Below are 15,490 nucleotides of genomic sequence, written 5' to 3'. Positions count from 1 at the left end.
GGGAACACGTTTCCAGCGCACTGCTTGCACCCGGCTGTCCGAGTCCAACACCGATTGCGAGCAGGACAGCAACGGCGTACAGCCCGGCCTGATTGTACTGAATCCACTCTTTCGAGACCCCAGTCATGATGCGGTTGTAGCTGGCATGATATCGGTGTATCTCTCCTCATCGCAGGCAACGTAAGTCCACATCGACAGCGGACTGACGGACCCGGCGGTGTTTCTGATATGTCATTAAAACGCTACCCGGGGACCACTACCGGGCGAGTACGTCGGATCGATGGATGCACTCGCACCCGAGGACATCGCTCGGACGATTACCTTCGTCGTGACGCAACCCCAGCGTGTTGACATCAACGAAGTGTTGATTCGACCACTTGACCAAGTCCAGCCGTACCGTCGGATCGTACGAGTCCGTCGTATCCTGCCTTCACGGTCGGACGACCGCCAACTGCTACCCTCGTGGCTGGCACAGATTCACTCATAAACACGCTTTCCTGATAGCATCGGACCTAACTCGTATATCAACTAAGGGCAGAGCGGGTACAACAGTGGACATCACCGACGGCATTATTTTGGCTCTGTTGAAGTCCTAGTGAATCGACACCTATCCCGCTATGCAGTTGTTGGGTAGAACTGCGAACCGATCGCCGACTCTGGCACAGCTTTTTATTTATCCGATAGCATTTCCCGAGTATGAATGACCAATTCAAGTGGGGGATAGGAGCTCTCATTCTTGGCGCAGTCGGTCTTGCTCTTCTCGGAATTACTGGGGCATTTCAGAACCCACTTGGGCCAGAGATACAAAACAGACCAGTTAATTTGGTTGCAATTGGTGGTAGCCTGCTTCTCGTTATCTCTGGAGTCGCAACAGTCGTACAATCCCGACGGCCTGATTAGCGTGCCAGCTCTGTAGAACGTTCAGAGTGCCCTGTCGATATTGTGAGTGAGACAGGCGACAACGAGTTCACGGAACTGCTTTCACCAGAGTCGTGAGCGGACGAATGCGCCATATTTCCGTTTAATGCGAGACTTTACTATCTCGTTCTGACTACGTTGCCCATAGAGGTCGGCGTCCAACTGGGAGTTCCACGCCTTGTGGAGCGGCGAAAATTCTCGGTGCTTGATGACCGGACGAACACCATCTTCGCGGGCTAACGCGCGAATCTTCTGGTCGTCATATCCCTTGTCACCGAGGGGAATCTCTACGTCATCGGTATTCCGCTTCATGAGCGACGGTGCGATCTGTGAGTCGTGTTTTCGGGTCGTCGTCACGTGTAAGTCGATGATTGCGTTCGACCTCGTGTCTACGAGGAGCTGCGACTTTCGGAGGGCCTGCATTCAGTCAAACTATCGGGCGAACCTGTAACTCTCTGAGGATTTCAACAGAGCCATTATTTTCAAATAATTCTACTATTGTATCTGAAATGTACGCCCGGAACACTAACGTCCGGCATCATCCTCGGCGGTGTGCCATGTCAGCCGGCAAACCCTCGTGCCGGGCGGGTCGCCGTATCCGGCGACCGGGTGCGGTGTGAACCGCGGTCATGTCGCGTGCCCGGGTTCTCCGGGTCGTCATCGTCCCAGTAACGGGTCTCAGCCGGGGATTAAAGGCACGCATCCGTAGTTCGCCGGTCGCACACCTAAGGCTGACGTTCAGATTGCGTAGTCGTCCTCGCGCAACTGGACGTACTTGCCGTTGCGGTAGGAGAACTTCCCCCACTTGTACCCGAGGACCATTTTGATGCCGTTGAGGCCGCCCCGGAGCGCCGCGTCGGCCTTGATGCCGCGGGCGTCCATCAGGTCGTTGGCGGTCCTGAAGGCCCGGTCCCAGTCGTCGGGTCGCCAGTCCCGAACCATGTCGGCGAAGGTGGCGTTCCGGAGGATTTCGTCGCCGATGGCGTCGTGCCAGGCATCGTTGTACCGTTCGAGGCTGTCGGTGGCAGCGAGGCGGCCGGCGATTCGCCCGGTGCGAACGGCGACGTGGTCGCCGCCCTCGTGGAACGCCGAGGTGGTCCCCATCGCGCCGCCGGCCACGGCGATGCCAGCGCCCACCGGTGATTCAATTGGGCGAGTCGAGGAGATGGGGTACGTTTCTGTTCCCTTCGATTTCCCGCGGTCCTCGACAAGCGGGAAGTCCTCGAGGTCGTACGCCTGGAACTCCCGTTCGAGCAGCCGCTTGATGTATTGTCTGCCCTGTGGGATACTGTCGTCATCCTGTCTGAGCAGGTCCCACTCGCTGGGGTCGTAGGTGTCGATGTCCAGCCCGATGGGCATCGTCAGGCCGATACGAGCGACGGGGGCGTCGTTCGGGAAGATCCACGGGTACGCCGTATGGCCGGGCATGATGCCCCACCAGAACTCGATGAACTCCGGCGTGAACAGTTCCTCGGGCATGCGGCGGTGCTCCTGATAGGCGATGTGGTTCACCTTGTTCGAGGGCATGATGTCGGCCATCGTCTGCCCGGCCGGGAGGAACTGGTCAAGCGTGCCGCCGGTGACAGTACGCTGTGGGCCGTCGGCGAGAATCACGTATTCGGCGGCGATATCCTCGCCGTTTGCCAGCCGGACGGTGTGGTGGGGTGAACTCCGAAGGTCGGATTCGACACCGGTGACGCTGACGCCGACCCGGTAGTCCGCACCTGCCGCTGTCGCCCGCTCGCGGAGCCAGTCGTCGAACCGTGCGCGGTGGAAGGTGATGCCGAAGCCGTCGGCGCTGGAACTGATACCGGTCTCGGTGAGCGTCATCTCCGTCGAAGGACCGTAGAACTTCGCCCCGTCGAGTTCGCTCAGCACAACGTCTTCGGGGAACTCCGACCGCGGAATACCCATGATGTCGAACCAGTAGTCCAACAGTCCGGCGGCGTCCGTCGAGTCCGGCCCCGTCCCCTCGCGGTCGGCCCGAGGGACCCCCTTTTCGAGGACAACGGCGTCGGCCCCGTGGTCGGCTGCAGCCTCGGCCGCCGACGACCCGGCCGGGCCGCCACCCACAATGGCGACATCTACGTGTTCCATACCCGCTACGGCGTCCCGCGCCCGCTAAAACCTATTGTCTTCGGTCGAATCAACGGTCTGACTCCCTAGCGTGACCGGACTGAGGTCCCTTCGGGTTACGGTCCGGTCCTCGCATCGGCGAAGGCCACACCGTGTTTTTCTAGTCGCTCAACGGCCCGTTGGTACGCCTCGCTCTCGGCAAGCGTCGTCGCTCGGACAGCGTCGGCCACCGTAGCCCGTCGGTCGGCGAGTGCGAGTAGTTCCCGGCGTTCGCTCTCATACCCACACCGGTCCTGAACCATCGAAAGCGCAGACATCAGTGTCTCCTGGTCGGCGGGTTTCCTGAGATAGGTATCGACAGGGATATCGAGAATATCTACGTCCGGCTTGGCACTACTTATCATCACGAGACCGGGGGTGGCCGACCGGTCCTGCAGTTTCGAGGCGACCGCCGTTCCGTCCAGTTTCGGCATCTGGCGGTCAAGCACCACCGCGTCGACAGCGTCGTCGATCCGCTGAAGTCCTTCGAGGCCGTCTGCAGCCTCGACGATGTCGTACTCCTCCGGGAGCCAGAGCTTGTACAGTTGTCTGTAGTCCCTGTTGTCGTCGATTACCGCGACAGTCGTTCGATTCCCCATTCCTTGCGTGCCCTACAGTGAGGTCGTACAAATAAATTAACTATTCCAGTAGTGAGTGTAACGTGATACTTACGCTCCCCAGACAGGAATTACGAATTACCTGTCGAACAACCAACTGTTGATTTGCCGCGAGACGACGCCGGCATTGTTTTGGGGTCGCCGCGCGGAGCAGACGATATGGTTCCACGCGACACAGGAGGGGTTCGATGGCCGATATCGTCGTGACACGCTACGACGTTCACGGAATGCCGGTCGAGCAGTACGTGACAGCGCTCCGGGAGCGACTGCCGGAGTGGGACATCGCCGTCGCGGAGACGCCCCAAGAGGAACGGGAGTTGATCGGGGACGCGACGGTGTTGACCGGCAACGACCTCTCGCCGGCACTGGTCGATGCTGCTGACTCGCTGAAGCTGTTTGCAGGGACATACGCCGGATACGACCACCTCCCGCTTTCAGAACTCGCGGACCGCGACATCGCGCTGACGACGGCTTCGGGCGTCCACGGTCCGAACGTCGCCGAGAACGTCGTCGGGTCGTGGCTCGCCTTCGCCCGGGGCTTTCTCACTGCCCGTCGCCACCAGCGCAACCACGTCTGGCAGTCGTTCCACACCGACGACTTCGCCGGGAGTCGGGTCTGTGTGGTCGGTCTCGGCGAAATCGGCGAGGCCATCGTCGACCGCGTGCAGGGGTTCGACGTGGAGACTGTCGGCGTCCGCTACTCGCCGGAGAAGGGCGGCCCGACCGACGAGGTGTACGGCTTCGACGAGATCCACGAAGCCGTCGTCGACACGGAGTACATTGGGCTTGCCTGCCCGCTGACCGACGAGACAGAGCACCTCATCGACGAGGAAGTGTTCCGGACCATGCATCCCGAGACGGTGCTCACCAACGTCGCCCGCGGCCCGGTCGTCGATACGGACGCGCTGGTCAGTGCGCTCCAGCGCAACCACATCGACGGCGCGGCCCTGGACGTGACCGACCCCGAACCGCTGCCCGGCGACCATCCGCTGTGGGACTTCGAGAACGTCCTCATCACGCCACACAACGCCGGCCACACGCCGAGTTACTACGAGCGACTGGCCGATATCGTGGCGGAAAACGTCCGGCAGGCCGAGCGAACCGGCGAATGGGACGGACTCAGAAACCAGATCGACCTCTGAGAAGCGTTAGAGGTAGCCGCGCTTGTTCAGCAGTTCGCCGTTCAGCACACTCGCGCCCGCCGCGCCGCGCATCGTGTTGTGCGCCAGGCAGTTGAACTGGACGCCGTCAGTCGTCTCGCGGAACCCGCCGACTGCGACGCCCATGCCGTTGTCGATGTTCCGGTCGAGTCGGGGCTGCGGGCGGTCCGGTTCTTCGAACACCGTGATGAGCTTCTCCGGCGAGGACGGCAGGTCGACGCCGGTAACCGACTCCATCGCGGCCTCGGCGTCGGCCGTGGAGATGTCTTCGGCCGTGTCGGCCCAGACGTTCTCCAGGTGGCCGTCGAGCGTCGGGATGCGGTTACAGGACGCAGCCACGTCCATCTCGTTGAGGTGGACCTCCGCGCCGTCGAACGAACCGAGCAGTTTGCGCGATTCGCTCTCCATCTTCTGCTCCTCGCCGCCGATGTGCGGGATAGCGTTGTCGATGATTTCCATCGACGAGACCCCGGAGTAGCCCGCGCCGGAGACGGCCTGGAGCGTGGAGACGCGCACGTCGGTCAGGTTGAACTCGCGGTCAAGGCCGGCAAGCGGCGGGACCATCGTGATCGTCGAGCAGTTCGGGTTCTTCAGCAGCGCGCCGTCCCAGCCGCGCTCGTCGCGCTGGACCTCCAGCAGGTCGACATGGTCGGCGTTGACCTCGGGGATGATGAGAGGCACGTCCTCATCCATCCGGCCGTTCGAGGAGTTCGAGGAGACGACGTAGCCGGCCTCACAGAACCCCGGTTCGACTTCCGCGCCGACGCTCGACGGGAGCGAGGAGAAGATGAGATCGACATCGTCGGGCACCGACTCCGGGTCGGTGGCGTGGACTTCCAGCCCGGCCACGTCCTCGGGAATCGGGGAGTTGACGCGCCACTTGGCGGCCTCCTTGTACGTCTTGCCGGCGCTGGATTCACTGGCAGTCAATGCGGCGATTTCGAACTCGGGGTGGGGGTCAAGCAGTTGGATAAGTCGCTGCCCGACTGCGCCCGTCGCACCGAGTACACCTACGCGTACAGTCATCGGTTGACACACGGCTGTGGGTGGTCAAAACAGTTTGGATACGGAGTGATACCGCTGCCCTCGTAGGATTACTCATCACTGGTATCCTCGAACACCCACTCGATGACGCGGGCCTCCACGAGGTCCCGCTCCTCGACGTAGGGGTCGTCGCGGTTTGCCAGCGTCTCCGCGGCCTCGGCGCGCATCTCCGCCTCGATTTCTGTGTGGTCTGGCTCGTCCCGGATGTCGTTCAGCAGCGCCTCGAAGTCTTCCCGGAGGTCGAAGGAAGCTCGGGCGGCGTTACACCGGGACAGCGGGCTCATTCCGGTCTCTAATACGAGGTCCCGCACCGTCTCCCAGTCCGAGTCACAGAAGTAGATGGACACCTCGCCGACGATGTCCTGCCAGGCGATGGGGTCGGCGTGCTTGAGCAGCGGGACCGCCCGCGGCGGCAGGTCCAGACGGGTCGCAGTGTCCGGGTTGCCACACAGACAACACGCCTTCTCCGTCTTCCCCGTGTACATGTACGGGTATTGGACTGCGCGTATTTGGACCCATCGCAGGAGGGCGGTCACTCGTCGGTGATGTGGGGCTACGGTGGCCTCAGACCCGGTGACGTACTCGGACGGGAGCGATGCCCGCCATGGCTGTGCCCTACTATTATAAAACAGTACGCCCCTCCTCGACACGTCGTCACACCGGACAGGAACGTTTTAATCGCCGGACCGGCCACACATCGGTATGGATACCGCCGAGCGACTCGATCTGGTGACACAACACACGACAGAGGTCGTCACCGAGGAGGAACTGCGGACGTTGTTCGAGGACGGCGACCCGTCGGCGTACATCGGCTACGCGCCGACCGGCGAGATGCACATCGGCCACTTCACGACGATGCGAAAGCTTGCGGACTTCTTGCGGGCCGGCGTTGACGTGACGGTGCTCATCGCCGACCTGCACGCCCACCTCGACGACAACAAATCGCCCTTCGACCTGCTTGATGCCCGCTCGGCCTACTACGAGACGGCCATCGAGGGCATGATTGAGGCAGCCGGCGCAGACCCCGAAGACGTGAGCTTCGTCCGCGGGACGGACTTCCAGCTCGACGAGGACTACACGCTGGAGATGTACCGGATGGCCGCCGAGACGACCATCTCGCGCACCCAGCGCGCGGCCAGCGAGGTCGTCCGCGAGTCCGACAGCCCGAACCTCGGCGGACTCATCTACCCGCTGATGCAGACGCTCGACGTGAAGGCGCTGGACGCCGACATCGCCTACGGCGGCGTCGACCAGCGCGGCATCTACATGCTCTCCCGCGAGATTCTCCCCGACCACGGCGGCGAGTCGCCGATATGCCTGTTCGCGCCGCTCCTGTCGGGCCTCTCCGGCGGCAAGATGAGCGCCTCCGACGAGGCCTCGAAGGTGAACCTCACCGACAGCCCCGACGAGGTCGACGAGAAGATAAACCAGGCGTACTGCCCGGCCGGCGAGGTCGAGGAAAACGGCGTGCTGGAATATCTCAATCACCTCGTCTTCCCGATTCTGGCGGTCCGCGACGAATCGTTCGTCGTCGAGCGCCCGGAGGAGTACGGTGGCGACCTCACCTACGAGACCTACGACGAGGTCGAGTCAGACTTCGTCAGTGGCGAACTCCACCCCGCCGACCTGAAGCCGTCCGCTGCCAGCGCCATCTCGGACGTGATTGACCCGGTCCGGGAGCGACTGAGCGACGAGGAGGACCTGCTCGCCGAGGCCTACCCCGACAAGTACGGCGCGGAGTGACACCGATTCTCGATGCCGTCCCCCGACCAGAGCGCCAGCGGTGAGACCGACACCGAGCCATCGCGGGCCGCCGTCCGCCGGACCTACGAGGATATCGGCGACCACTTCTCGAAGACCCGCGAGTACGCCTGGCCGGAGGTCGAATCGTTCGTCGACGAGGCCGGCGGTGTCGAGACGGCGCTCGATGTCGGCTGTGGCAACGGCCGCCACGCGGAACTGCTCGCGGAGACGGCAGACGCTGTCGTCGGCCTCGACGCCAGCCGCGCGCTCCTGCGGGCGGCGACCGACCGCGTCGGCGACGACGTTGCGCTGGTCCAGGGCGATGCGACCCGCCTCCCGCTCGCCGCTGAGTCCGTCGACCTGGCGGTGTACGTCGCGACGCTGCACCACCTCCCGTCACAATCCGCCCGCCGCGCCAGTCTGGACGAACTTGCCCGCGTGCTCGCGCCGGACGCTCGGGCGCTCGTCAGCGCGTGGAGTACGGCCCACGACCGCTTCGACGCCAGCCCCGACGCGGACGAAGGCTTCGACACGACCGTCGACTGGACGCTCCCCGGCGGTGAGACAGTCCCGCGGTTCTATCATATCTACGCGCCGGCCGAGTTCGAGCGCGATGTCGCCGACAGCGACCTCCGGCTCGTGTCACTGGAGCTGTCAAGCGGCAACTGTTACGGGGTTGTCGAGCCGGAAGGGAAACGCACTTAATTGCCTTCCATCTATGGACGTGTACGTTCGCACTCGGGTGGAACGCAGTCCATTTGGCCTGTGTCCAAGCGAGTGAGCGGCGGTGGTGAGCAAATCCGACGGATTTGCGAACCTCGCCGCGAGTGAACGGTGTGAACGAGCGGCGGTGGTCTAGTGGTAGGACCTGAGCCTTCCAAGCTCATGGCCCGGGTTCAAATCCCGGTCGCCGCATCCTGCGAGGAACGGACGTGACGAGCGGATGCTGTACAGAGGGATTTGAATCACGCGAGACGAGTGAAACGAGTCTCGCCATCGGGTTCAAATCCCGGCCGCCGCATACAACCTTCTACCCATCAATTACAGGCAGTACGGCATAAACCGGTTGAAACCAGTGATAGCTCATGGCCCGGTTCAAATCCTAGCCGCCGCATTCTACAGCCCACAAAAAATTAGCCGCTGCGCTGTCCGGCGCTTGAACGTCGCTGCGTTCGTTCTCAGACAGGCTAACCGCCAGCCGACCCCGTTACTCCGGTTCGACGGCGGCCTGCTCGAATTCCTCCCAGTCGTCGCCCATCCACTCCTGTAGGCGGTCGGTGACGCCGGCGAAGTCCTCACCGTCCTCGAAGGACTCGACGACGACCCAGCCGTCGCCGTCGCGGTCGTAGCCGAGGCTGTAACCTCGGTCGCCGTTGATGATGACGACGAATGCGGCCACCACGTCGAGGTCGGGGAAGAACCCAACCGGGGCGAACCCGTAGTCGTCGTGCTGGGCTTCGAGGGCCGAGATCTCGCTCGTCGAGAGCGGTCTGTCCGGGAGTGAGTCCGTCAGTTCCGTCATCATCTGGCAGTCATGGAAAGAGAACTGAAAGCGTTTCGAGCACAGATCAGCCCAGCGCAGGTCAAAATGTGACTCAGTTGTAACCTCGGGCAACATTGAAGTACAACCATGTCTTTTGTTAACATGGAGCTTCCGACGCTCCCGGCGGGAACGACCGTCGTACCATCCGGGATTGGCATCGGCGGACGACAACTCGTCGGTGGAGCATGGCCACTCCACCGACTACGTATCGTTTCGAAACCAACGGCGCACGGAGCATTTGACACCCCCACCCCACCACCTTCCCTGCTCCCGTTTTCGCCGTATTTTTGACATACTGGGTCGGTACTGACGTGACAGTCCCAGCGAGGCCGGAGGGGTTTTCTACCAGTACGCGTAGCTTCGGGTATGGACGCCGCGCGGCTCCCTGGGACCAGCGGCCCCGAACAGATCGTCGCGCACGTCGACATGGACTGTTTCTACGCCGCCTGCGAACAGCGGCGGGAGCCGGCACTCAGGGGCGAGCCGCTCGTCGTCGGGATGGGCTACGAGAACGGCGCGACCCACGGGGCCGTCGCCACCGCGAGCTACGAGGCGCGGGCCTACGGCGTCGAGTCCGCGATGGCGATCTCCGAGGCGCTGGAACGGCTCCCCCGCAAAGTCGAGGCAGTTGAGGACCCGGATCTGGATGTCGAGGAGGCCGGGTACTACCGCCCGGTAGATATGGACTTCTACGAGTCCGTCGCCGCGGATGTTCGGGACATCCTCCACGCGGAAGCGGATGTCGTCCGCGAGGTGAGTATCGATGAGGCGTACCTGGATGTCACCGATCACCTCGCCTGGGAGACCGTCGAGTCGTGGGCACAAGAGCTGAAAGACACTATCGAGGCGGAGGTGGGCGTGGCGGCGAGCGTCGGCGTCGCGCCGACGATGAGCGCCGCGAAGGTAGCCAGCGACCGGGACAAGCCGGATGGCCTCGTCGTCGTGGAACCCGGAACCGTCCGGGAGTTCTTCGCCGACCTGCCCGTCGAGGATGTCCACGGCGTCGGCCCGGTTACCGCCAGGGAACTCGATTCACTCGACATCGAGACCGCGGGCGATCTGGCGGCCGCTGACCCTGAGTTGCTGTCCGACCGCTTCGGCGAACGCGGCCGCGAGATACGCCGCTACGCCCGCGGCGAGGACGAGCGGTCGGTGACGCCGAAAGGCGACCCCAAGAGCCTCTCGCGGGAGTCTGCCTTCACCGACGCGACGGCCGACATGGAGGCCAAATGCCGGCAGGTCCGTACCCTCGCCGACGCCGTCGCCGACCGCGCCAAGCGGAAGGGCGCGCGCTACCAGACGATCGGCATCAAGGTCGTAACGCCGCCCTTCGATGTGAACACGCGCGCCCGTTCGCTCCCCGGCCCGGTCGAGGAGCCCGACCTCGTCAGGCGCGTCGCGCTGGACCTCCTCGGGGAGTTCGACGACGACCCGGTTCGGAAGGTTGGGGTCCGGGTTTCGAACCTGGATTTCTCGGCCGGCGAACAGGCCAATCTGGACGGGTTCGGCGGTGACTCAGGTACTGGCGGGGCGACCCACAGTTCAGTGGCTACCAACGGCGCAGAGACACCTGCGGGTGAAACCGATGAAGGACAGGTCGGTCTCGGGACGTTTGCGGAAGCCGACGGGAGCAGCGAGAGCGCTGCAAATGCAGCGAACAAAGGGCCAGACGCCGAGGATGAGCGAATTTCACTCCCGGCCGGCCAGACCACGCTCGCGGATTTCTAATCGCTCTCAGGCGACACCGTGTTCCAAATTCTCCAGAAGTTTCCCGACGAACAAGCCCGCTCGCGGTGAGATGGTGTCATCCGCTGAAACTTCTGTCGGGTGCGCTGCCAGCGTCTCGACGAACCGCTGGCTGTGAGTCATCGCGTGTAACATGTCGACCACGTCGACCACCAGTCCCTCGTCGCTGGTATCCATACCGGCGTAGCGCTCTTTCTCAGCCTCGGAGTAGGTAATCGTCCAGGCCGGGCCGCCGGCGGCCGCGACGATGTCGTCGAGCGGTGCGACTTCCAGCGGGCCGTCGTCACTCCCGACGTACACCGTTCCGTCCTCGACGAACGTCTCGTATCTGTCCATGGACAGCCCCGGCCACCGAACGGATGTCACATGGTGTGCCACCACAATAGCCGTTACCCCTTGCGGAGCCAGGCTGAACGTTTTTGTCGAGTGAAACGTTACTGTGCGGGTGTGAAACGGTTCTATCTTTTTTATGTGTGTTTAGCGACGTATGGTGCAGTTTTCGGGCTCAGTGCAGTGTCTGCAATCGTTGCTGGGGATTCGAGTTTACCGATAGTTTTGGCAGGCATCGCCGGTCTTGGGATGGTCATTGGGTCACTGTACGAGATGGTTACAGGCTCCACAGCGGCGTTCAATATCGGTGACCTGGCCTTCTGGGCGGTGGTCGTGGGTACTGTTGTCATCCTCTTTCTCCAGGTGCCTAAGTTAGTCTGACTTCGGAACTGGTAGCACGGGGAACCCATTCCGAACCTGTTTCACAGTTGATGGTCGTCTGACGGAGAGTTATGGGGCGTGAGCGTCTCCATCTTGACAGAAACGCATGGCAGAGACCGAACAGATAACTGTCGCGACAACGAGTGCGGGACCGGGTGGGACCGGGGAGCCGGGCGAGACTGTCAATCTCCCGGTGGTGGAACTGCTGACCGGCCGGGGGTTCATCACCGGCAAGAGCGGATCCGGGAAATCGAACACGGCGAGTGTCGTCGCCGAGAAACTGCTTGACAACGGCTTTGGCCTGCTCATCGTCGACATCGACGGCGAGTACTACGGCCTGAAAGAGGAGTACGAAATTCTTCACGTCGGCGGCGACGACGAGTGTGACATCCAGGTCACAGAGGACCACGCCGGCAAAATCGCCTCGCTGGCGCTGGAACAGAACGTCCCTATCATTCTGGACATCTCCTCGTTCCTCGACGAGGAGGAGGCCGAGACGCTGCTGACCGAGGTCGCCAAGCAACTGTTCGCCAAGGCCAAAAAGCAGAAACAGCCGTTCCTGATGCTCGTCGAGGAGTGCCACGAGTGGATGCCCGAAAAGGGGTCGATGGGCGAGGTCGGGAAGATGCTCATCAAAATCGGGAAGCGCGGCCGGAAACACGGGCTGGGTATCGTCGGCATCAGCCAGCGTCCGGCAGACGTGAAGAAGGACTACATCACCCAGTGCGACTGGCTGGTCTGGCACCGCCTGACATGGAACAACGACACGAAAGTGGTCGGGCGCATCCTCGACAACAAGTACGCTGACGCCGTCGAGGACTTAGACGACGGCGAGGCGTTCATGATGAACGACTGGGCCGAGCAGGTCCGCCGGGTCCAGTTCCACCGCAAGCAGACGTTCGACGCCGGCGCGACGCCCGGCCTCGACGACTTCGAGCGGCCTGAACTCAAATCCGTCAGCGACGACCTCGTCTCCGAACTGGAGACCATCAGCGAGGAACAACAGGAGACGGAGAACCGTATCAAGGAACTCCGCGAGGAACTGGACAAGAAGAACTCCCGCATCGCCGAACTGGAGGCGGAACTGCAGGACGCCCGGGACCTCTCGCGGATGGCCGAGCAGTTCACCGAGGCCATGTTGAGCCAGGCCGAGGATTACAACCCAGGCCGGACGGAACAGGAGAAGATGCGCCGCCAGCGCGAGCGGTTCGCTGACTCCTCGGATTCAGATAGCGAGACAGATGCCGACAGCACCCGCGACGAGCAGCCCCCGGAGCCGGACGAGACCGCCGACGCCACGTCCGGCGGCGGATTCGGCGACGCATTCAGCGCCTTTGCCGCGGACGGGGCCGCGATGAACGGCGGTAGCGCGGATGACGAAGTAGCGACGGACGACAGCACCGTGGACGGCGAACCGACATCGAACGGTCACGCCGCAAACGCCGACGTAGCAACGAACGGAGCGAGCGCAGACGACGGTGCGGTGGCCGTCCCAGTGAACGGGCAGGCTGAGACGGACACCGCTGACGCTGACGACGCCGCGCTGAAAGCGGCCATCGCAGAAGCTGTCGAAGCCGAGGAATCGAGCGGGGAGACCGACTCTCCTGCCGGCGAGAGCGACGACTTCGACGGTCCCGCTGTTTACGGTGACTTGCGGGCCGATATCGAGGAGCTAGAGCGAAAGACCCGGCGGATGCTGGCGTACTACCGCGAACAGGGACCCGGGACGCCGCTGAACGCCCATTTCTCGGCGGGCGGCTCCGGCGACCGGACGGCGGCCTACGCGCGAAACAGGGAACTCCGGCTCCGCGGGCTGGTCGAACACGTCGGCCGCGGGAAGTACGACGCTCGACTGACGGACCTGGTCCGAGAAGAGAGCGACGGCCGACTCGACGAGGACGAAGTCGAGTCAGTTGTCGCTCGACTCGAATCGGCGTTTTTAGACGGCGACAGCGACTGAAAAGTCAGTACCGCGATACCGGCGATTTTACAGCAACGGTTCGACGAGGTCTTCGAGCGCCGCACGCGGGTCATCTGCCTTCGCGACGCCGCTTGCCAGCAGGACACCGCTTGCGCCGAGATCGCTCGCGGACACGAGGTCTTCGCCCGTCGAGATGCCAGCGCCACAGAGCACGTCCACGTCGCCGTTGACGCGGGCGGCGGCGTCGACTGCGCCGGTCACGATGTCCGGGTCGGCCTTGCTGACGGGCGTGCCGGTGCCGATGAGTTCCGGCGGTTCGACGGCCACGCCGTCGGGGTCGAGCGCAGCGGCCGCGCCGATCTGTGCGGGGTTGTTCGCACAGACGATTGTTTCGAGGTCCGCGCGGTCGGCGGCGTCGAGCGCGCCGTCGATGTCCGCGAGCTTGAGTCGGTTCTCGGAGTGGTTCAGGAGCGTCCCGACAGCGCCGGCGTCCGCGGCGGCTTCGGCGAGGGTACTGCCGGTGTGGCTGCCGTGTTCGACGGCGCTGATGTGCTGCGCCCACGTCTCGACGCCGGTTTCGGCAACAGCGCCGATCTGTGCGGCCTGTGGTGCGACGGCGACGCGAACGCCGGAGTCGTCGCTCACGTCGGCAGCGGCTGTCGCTACCTCGACCGGATCACACGGGTACGCCTTCAGATTAACAAGGACGAACATACCGAACCCACCGGCTGCTGTCGGGAAATAGATTGCGAAGCCGCCGCTGGGACGAGGGCACCCGCCTCCGTCGGTCAGATCCGCCGCTCGGGGGAGACAATTATTACTGTCCAGACGAGAGAAGAAACGAGACAAGCCGTGACAGCAGGGGATGACGACACACCGACCGTTCTGATTGTCGAGGATGAGCAACACCTGGCCGATCTGTACACTGACTACCTCAGCGACCAGTATCACGTCCAGACGGCCTACAGCGGTGAAGAGGGGTTAGAGATGCTGTCGTCCGACATCGACGTGGTGCTGCTCGACCGCCGGATGCCAGTCGTCTCCGGCAACGAGGTGCTCGCACAGATCGAAGAACAGGGCCTTCGCTGCCGCGTCGCGATGGTGACCGCCGTCGATCCGGACTTCGACATCATCGAGATGCGCGTCGACGACTACCTCGTCAAGCCCGTCACCCGAGATGACCTGCAGGAGGTCGTCGACCGACTGTACAAGATCCGGGAGTACAACGAACGCCTCCAGAAGCTAACCTCGAAGAAGCTCAAGCGAAACGTCCTCCGCGTCGAGAAAACCGGACAGGAGCTACAGGACAGCACGCGGTATCAGCAACTGCAGGACGATATCGAAACCATCTCGGCGAACGTCGAGTCGCTCGCGGACGAACTCGATGTCGAGAAAGACGACCTGCAGCTATGATCTAGTCTTTCCGCTTTACGACATCGCCGAGTGTGTACTCGCCGTCGCTACTGCCGCCGGACCACTCGGTCTCGTCGGCGCTGCCGCCGGCGCTCAGCGAGATATCGAGCGCGTTTTCGAGTTTCGACTGCACCTCGTCACTGGGCAGGGAGTTGCCCTGTTCGAGCTTCCGGATGAGGCTCGCCTTCTCGTTGAGTTGCTTGGCGAGTTCCTCTTGACTGAGACCCTGGGACTCTCGACCCTTGCGGATTCGGTCGTGGTAATCCTGTGCGATCTCGTCCATCTCGTCGAACATGTCCCGGCGACGGCCGCCGGAGCCGCCACCACCCGATGAACTCGATGTCGAGGACGAACTCGACGACGATGAAGACGAAGACGACGTTGAGTACTTCGTCGACGTGGAGGACGTTTCCTCCGTCTTGACCTCCGTGCCGAAGTCGGTACACTCGTCGCAAACGTCGAGTTCGGCCCCTTCGATTTTGACGCGGTTCGGAGACGAAACCTCCGTCCCGCACATCTCGCACTGAACCATACCGACGGCTTGGACTGGGCGCGGTAT

Annotated in this window: 15 protein-coding genes, 1 tRNA gene and 3 pseudogenes; 9 read left to right on the top strand and 10 right to left on the bottom strand. The window is 62.9% G+C overall.

Translation table 11 applies throughout. The features are described 5' to 3' along the window. Nucleotides 1–10: 10 nt before the first annotated feature. Nucleotides 11–127: pseudogene (locus Harman_RS22125) on the bottom strand (arsenic resistance protein); the annotation flags it as partial. A gap of 138 nt (nt 128–265) precedes the next feature. Between Harman_RS22125 and Harman_RS21730 the strand changes: the two are divergent. Continuing rightward, a pseudogene (locus Harman_RS21730) lies at nt 266–487 on the top strand (hypothetical protein); the annotation flags it as partial. A 494-nt stretch (nt 488–981) separates the two neighbouring features. On the opposite strand, the pseudogene Harman_RS02950 reads toward Harman_RS21730, so the two are convergent. From Harman_RS02950 to Harman_RS02940, 3 genes and pseudogenes are all read right to left on the bottom strand, one after another. Then, a pseudogene (locus Harman_RS02950) lies at nt 982–1,326 on the bottom strand (transposase); the annotation flags it as partial. A gap of 330 nt (nt 1,327–1,656) precedes the next feature. After that, complete coding sequence (locus Harman_RS02945) at nt 1,657–3,015, bottom strand: NAD(P)/FAD-dependent oxidoreductase (protein WP_137682323.1); 1,359 nt, start codon at nt 3,013–3,015, stop codon at nt 1,657–1,659. Between the two features lie 95 nt (nt 3,016–3,110). Continuing rightward, the gene (locus tag Harman_RS02940; protein ID WP_137682322.1) at nt 3,111–3,632 is read right to left on the bottom strand and encodes a response regulator transcription factor; all 522 of its coding nucleotides are present in this window, start codon (nt 3,630–3,632) and stop codon (nt 3,111–3,113) included. 206 nt (nt 3,633–3,838) lie between these two features. On the opposite strand from Harman_RS02940, the gene Harman_RS02935 reads away from it, so the two are divergent. Next, complete coding sequence (locus Harman_RS02935) at nt 3,839–4,792, top strand: D-2-hydroxyacid dehydrogenase (RefSeq protein WP_137682321.1); 954 nt, start codon at nt 3,839–3,841, stop codon at nt 4,790–4,792. 6 nt (nt 4,793–4,798) lie between these two features. Here the strand turns inward: Harman_RS02935 and asd are convergent, their stop codons facing one another. Further along, nucleotides 4,799–5,836, bottom strand: coding sequence for an aspartate-semialdehyde dehydrogenase (gene asd, locus Harman_RS02930; protein WP_137682320.1), 1,038 nt, complete (start codon nt 5,834–5,836; stop codon nt 4,799–4,801). Between the two features lie 68 nt (nt 5,837–5,904). Next, the gene (locus Harman_RS02925; RefSeq protein ID WP_137682319.1) at nt 5,905–6,339 is read right to left on the bottom strand and encodes a hypothetical protein; all 435 of its coding nucleotides are present in this window, start codon (nt 6,337–6,339) and stop codon (nt 5,905–5,907) included. A 217-nt stretch (nt 6,340–6,556) separates the two neighbouring features. Between Harman_RS02925 and Harman_RS02920 the strand changes: the two genes are divergently transcribed. The 3 genes from Harman_RS02920 to Harman_RS02910 all read left to right on the top strand — a co-directional run bounded on the left by Harman_RS02920 (nt 6,557) and on the right by Harman_RS02910 (nt 8,512). After that, on the top strand, nt 6,557–7,597 hold the full coding sequence (locus Harman_RS02920) for a tyrosine--tRNA ligase (RefSeq protein ID WP_137682318.1): 1,041 nt from the start codon (nt 6,557–6,559) through the stop codon (nt 7,595–7,597). A 12-nt stretch (nt 7,598–7,609) separates the two neighbouring features. Next, on the top strand, nt 7,610–8,302 hold the full coding sequence (locus Harman_RS02915; RefSeq protein ID WP_137682317.1) for a class I SAM-dependent methyltransferase: 693 nt from the start codon (nt 7,610–7,612) through the stop codon (nt 8,300–8,302). Between the two features lie 139 nt (nt 8,303–8,441). Further along, a tRNA-Gly gene (locus Harman_RS02910) sits at nt 8,442–8,512 on the top strand. Nucleotides 8,513–8,804: 292 nt separating this feature from the next. On the opposite strand, the gene Harman_RS02905 is transcribed toward Harman_RS02910, so the two are convergent. After that, on the bottom strand, nt 8,805–9,119 hold the full coding sequence (locus Harman_RS02905; protein ID WP_137682316.1) for a hypothetical protein: 315 nt from the start codon (nt 9,117–9,119) through the stop codon (nt 8,805–8,807). A 387-nt stretch (nt 9,120–9,506) separates the two neighbouring features. Here Harman_RS02905 and dinB point away from each other — a divergent pair, with 387 nt between their 5' ends. Then, complete coding sequence (gene dinB, locus Harman_RS02900) at nt 9,507–10,868, top strand: DNA polymerase IV (RefSeq protein ID WP_137682315.1); 1,362 nt, start codon at nt 9,507–9,509, stop codon at nt 10,866–10,868. A 6-nt stretch (nt 10,869–10,874) separates the two neighbouring features. Here dinB and Harman_RS02895 read toward each other — a convergent pair whose 3' ends face one another. Next, nucleotides 10,875–11,222 carry a hypothetical protein gene (locus Harman_RS02895; protein ID WP_137682314.1) on the bottom strand — a complete coding sequence of 116 codons (348 nt, stop codon included), beginning with the start codon at nt 11,220–11,222 and terminating at the stop codon, nt 10,875–10,877. A gap of 111 nt (nt 11,223–11,333) precedes the next feature. Here Harman_RS02895 and Harman_RS02890 point away from each other — a divergent pair, with 111 nt between their 5' ends. Together Harman_RS02890 and Harman_RS02885 are read left to right on the top strand one after the other, a co-directional pair. Next, nucleotides 11,334–11,597 (top strand): hypothetical protein, encoded by a 264-nt coding sequence (locus Harman_RS02890; protein ID WP_137682313.1) that lies wholly within the window; start codon nt 11,334–11,336, stop codon nt 11,595–11,597. A gap of 106 nt (nt 11,598–11,703) precedes the next feature. Beyond that, a complete protein-coding gene (locus tag Harman_RS02885) occupies nt 11,704–13,557 on the top strand; it encodes a helicase HerA domain-containing protein (RefSeq protein ID WP_137682312.1) in 1,854 nt (617 codons plus the stop codon). Nucleotides 13,558–13,584: 27 nt separating this feature from the next. Here the strand turns inward: Harman_RS02885 and tpiA are convergent, their stop codons facing one another. Beyond that, nucleotides 13,585–14,232 (bottom strand): triose-phosphate isomerase, encoded by a 648-nt coding sequence (tpiA, locus tag Harman_RS02880; protein ID WP_137682311.1) that lies wholly within the window; start codon nt 14,230–14,232, stop codon nt 13,585–13,587. Nucleotides 14,233–14,370: 138 nt separating this feature from the next. Between tpiA and Harman_RS02875 the strand changes: the two genes are divergently transcribed. Further along, nucleotides 14,371–14,931 carry a response regulator gene (locus Harman_RS02875; RefSeq protein WP_137682310.1) on the top strand — a complete coding sequence of 187 codons (561 nt, stop codon included), beginning with the start codon at nt 14,371–14,373 and terminating at the stop codon, nt 14,929–14,931. Nucleotide 14,932: 1 nt separating this feature from the next. On the opposite strand, the gene Harman_RS02870 is transcribed toward Harman_RS02875, so the two are convergent. Next, nucleotides 14,933–15,463, bottom strand: a complete 531-nt coding sequence (locus Harman_RS02870; protein ID WP_137682309.1) for a multiprotein bridging factor aMBF1 — start codon at nt 15,461–15,463, stop codon at nt 14,933–14,935. Between the last annotated feature and the right edge of the window lie 27 nt (nt 15,464–15,490).

It is taken from the genome of Haloarcula mannanilytica, from assembly GCF_005406125.1.
In the GTDB taxonomy this organism is placed as follows: Archaea; Halobacteriota; Halobacteria; order Halobacteriales; family Haloarculaceae; genus Haloarcula; species Haloarcula mannanilytica.
The sequence above is the reverse complement of the archived record's forward strand: the minus strand, read 5'-3'. Positions and strand labels throughout refer to the sequence as shown.

Excerpts from the sequence above, each read along its gene's own strand:
- Harman_RS02915 (WP_137682317.1), top strand. The coding sequence starts at position 7,610 with ATGCCGTCCCCCGACCAGAGCGCCAGCGGTGAGACCGACACCGAGCCA.
- Harman_RS02920 (WP_137682318.1), top strand. The coding sequence starts at position 6,557 with ATGGATACCGCCGAGCGACTCGATCTGGTGACACAACACACGACAGAG.
- Harman_RS02895 (WP_137682314.1), bottom strand. The coding sequence starts at position 11,222 with ATGGACAGATACGAGACGTTCGTCGAGGACGGAACGGTGTACGTCGGG.
- Harman_RS02945 (WP_137682323.1), bottom strand. The coding sequence starts at position 3,015 with ATGGAACACGTAGATGTCGCCATTGTGGGTGGCGGCCCGGCCGGGTCG.
- Harman_RS02905 (WP_137682316.1), bottom strand. The coding sequence starts at position 9,119 with ATGACGGAACTGACGGACTCACTCCCGGACAGACCGCTCTCGACGAGC.
- Harman_RS02935 (WP_137682321.1), top strand. The coding sequence starts at position 3,839 with ATGGCCGATATCGTCGTGACACGCTACGACGTTCACGGAATGCCGGTC.
- asd (WP_137682320.1), bottom strand. The coding sequence starts at position 5,836 with ATGACTGTACGCGTAGGTGTACTCGGTGCGACGGGCGCAGTCGGGCAG.
- dinB (WP_137682315.1), top strand. The coding sequence starts at position 9,507 with ATGGACGCCGCGCGGCTCCCTGGGACCAGCGGCCCCGAACAGATCGTC.
- Harman_RS02870 (WP_137682309.1), bottom strand. The coding sequence starts at position 15,463 with ATGGTTCAGTGCGAGATGTGCGGGACGGAGGTTTCGTCTCCGAACCGC.
- Harman_RS02885 (WP_137682312.1), top strand. The coding sequence starts at position 11,704 with ATGGCAGAGACCGAACAGATAACTGTCGCGACAACGAGTGCGGGACCG.
- tpiA (WP_137682311.1), bottom strand. The coding sequence starts at position 14,232 with ATGTTCGTCCTTGTTAATCTGAAGGCGTACCCGTGTGATCCGGTCGAG.
- Harman_RS02925 (WP_137682319.1), bottom strand. The coding sequence starts at position 6,339 with ATGTACACGGGGAAGACGGAGAAGGCGTGTTGTCTGTGTGGCAACCCG.
- Harman_RS02940 (WP_137682322.1), bottom strand. The coding sequence starts at position 3,632 with ATGGGGAATCGAACGACTGTCGCGGTAATCGACGACAACAGGGACTAC.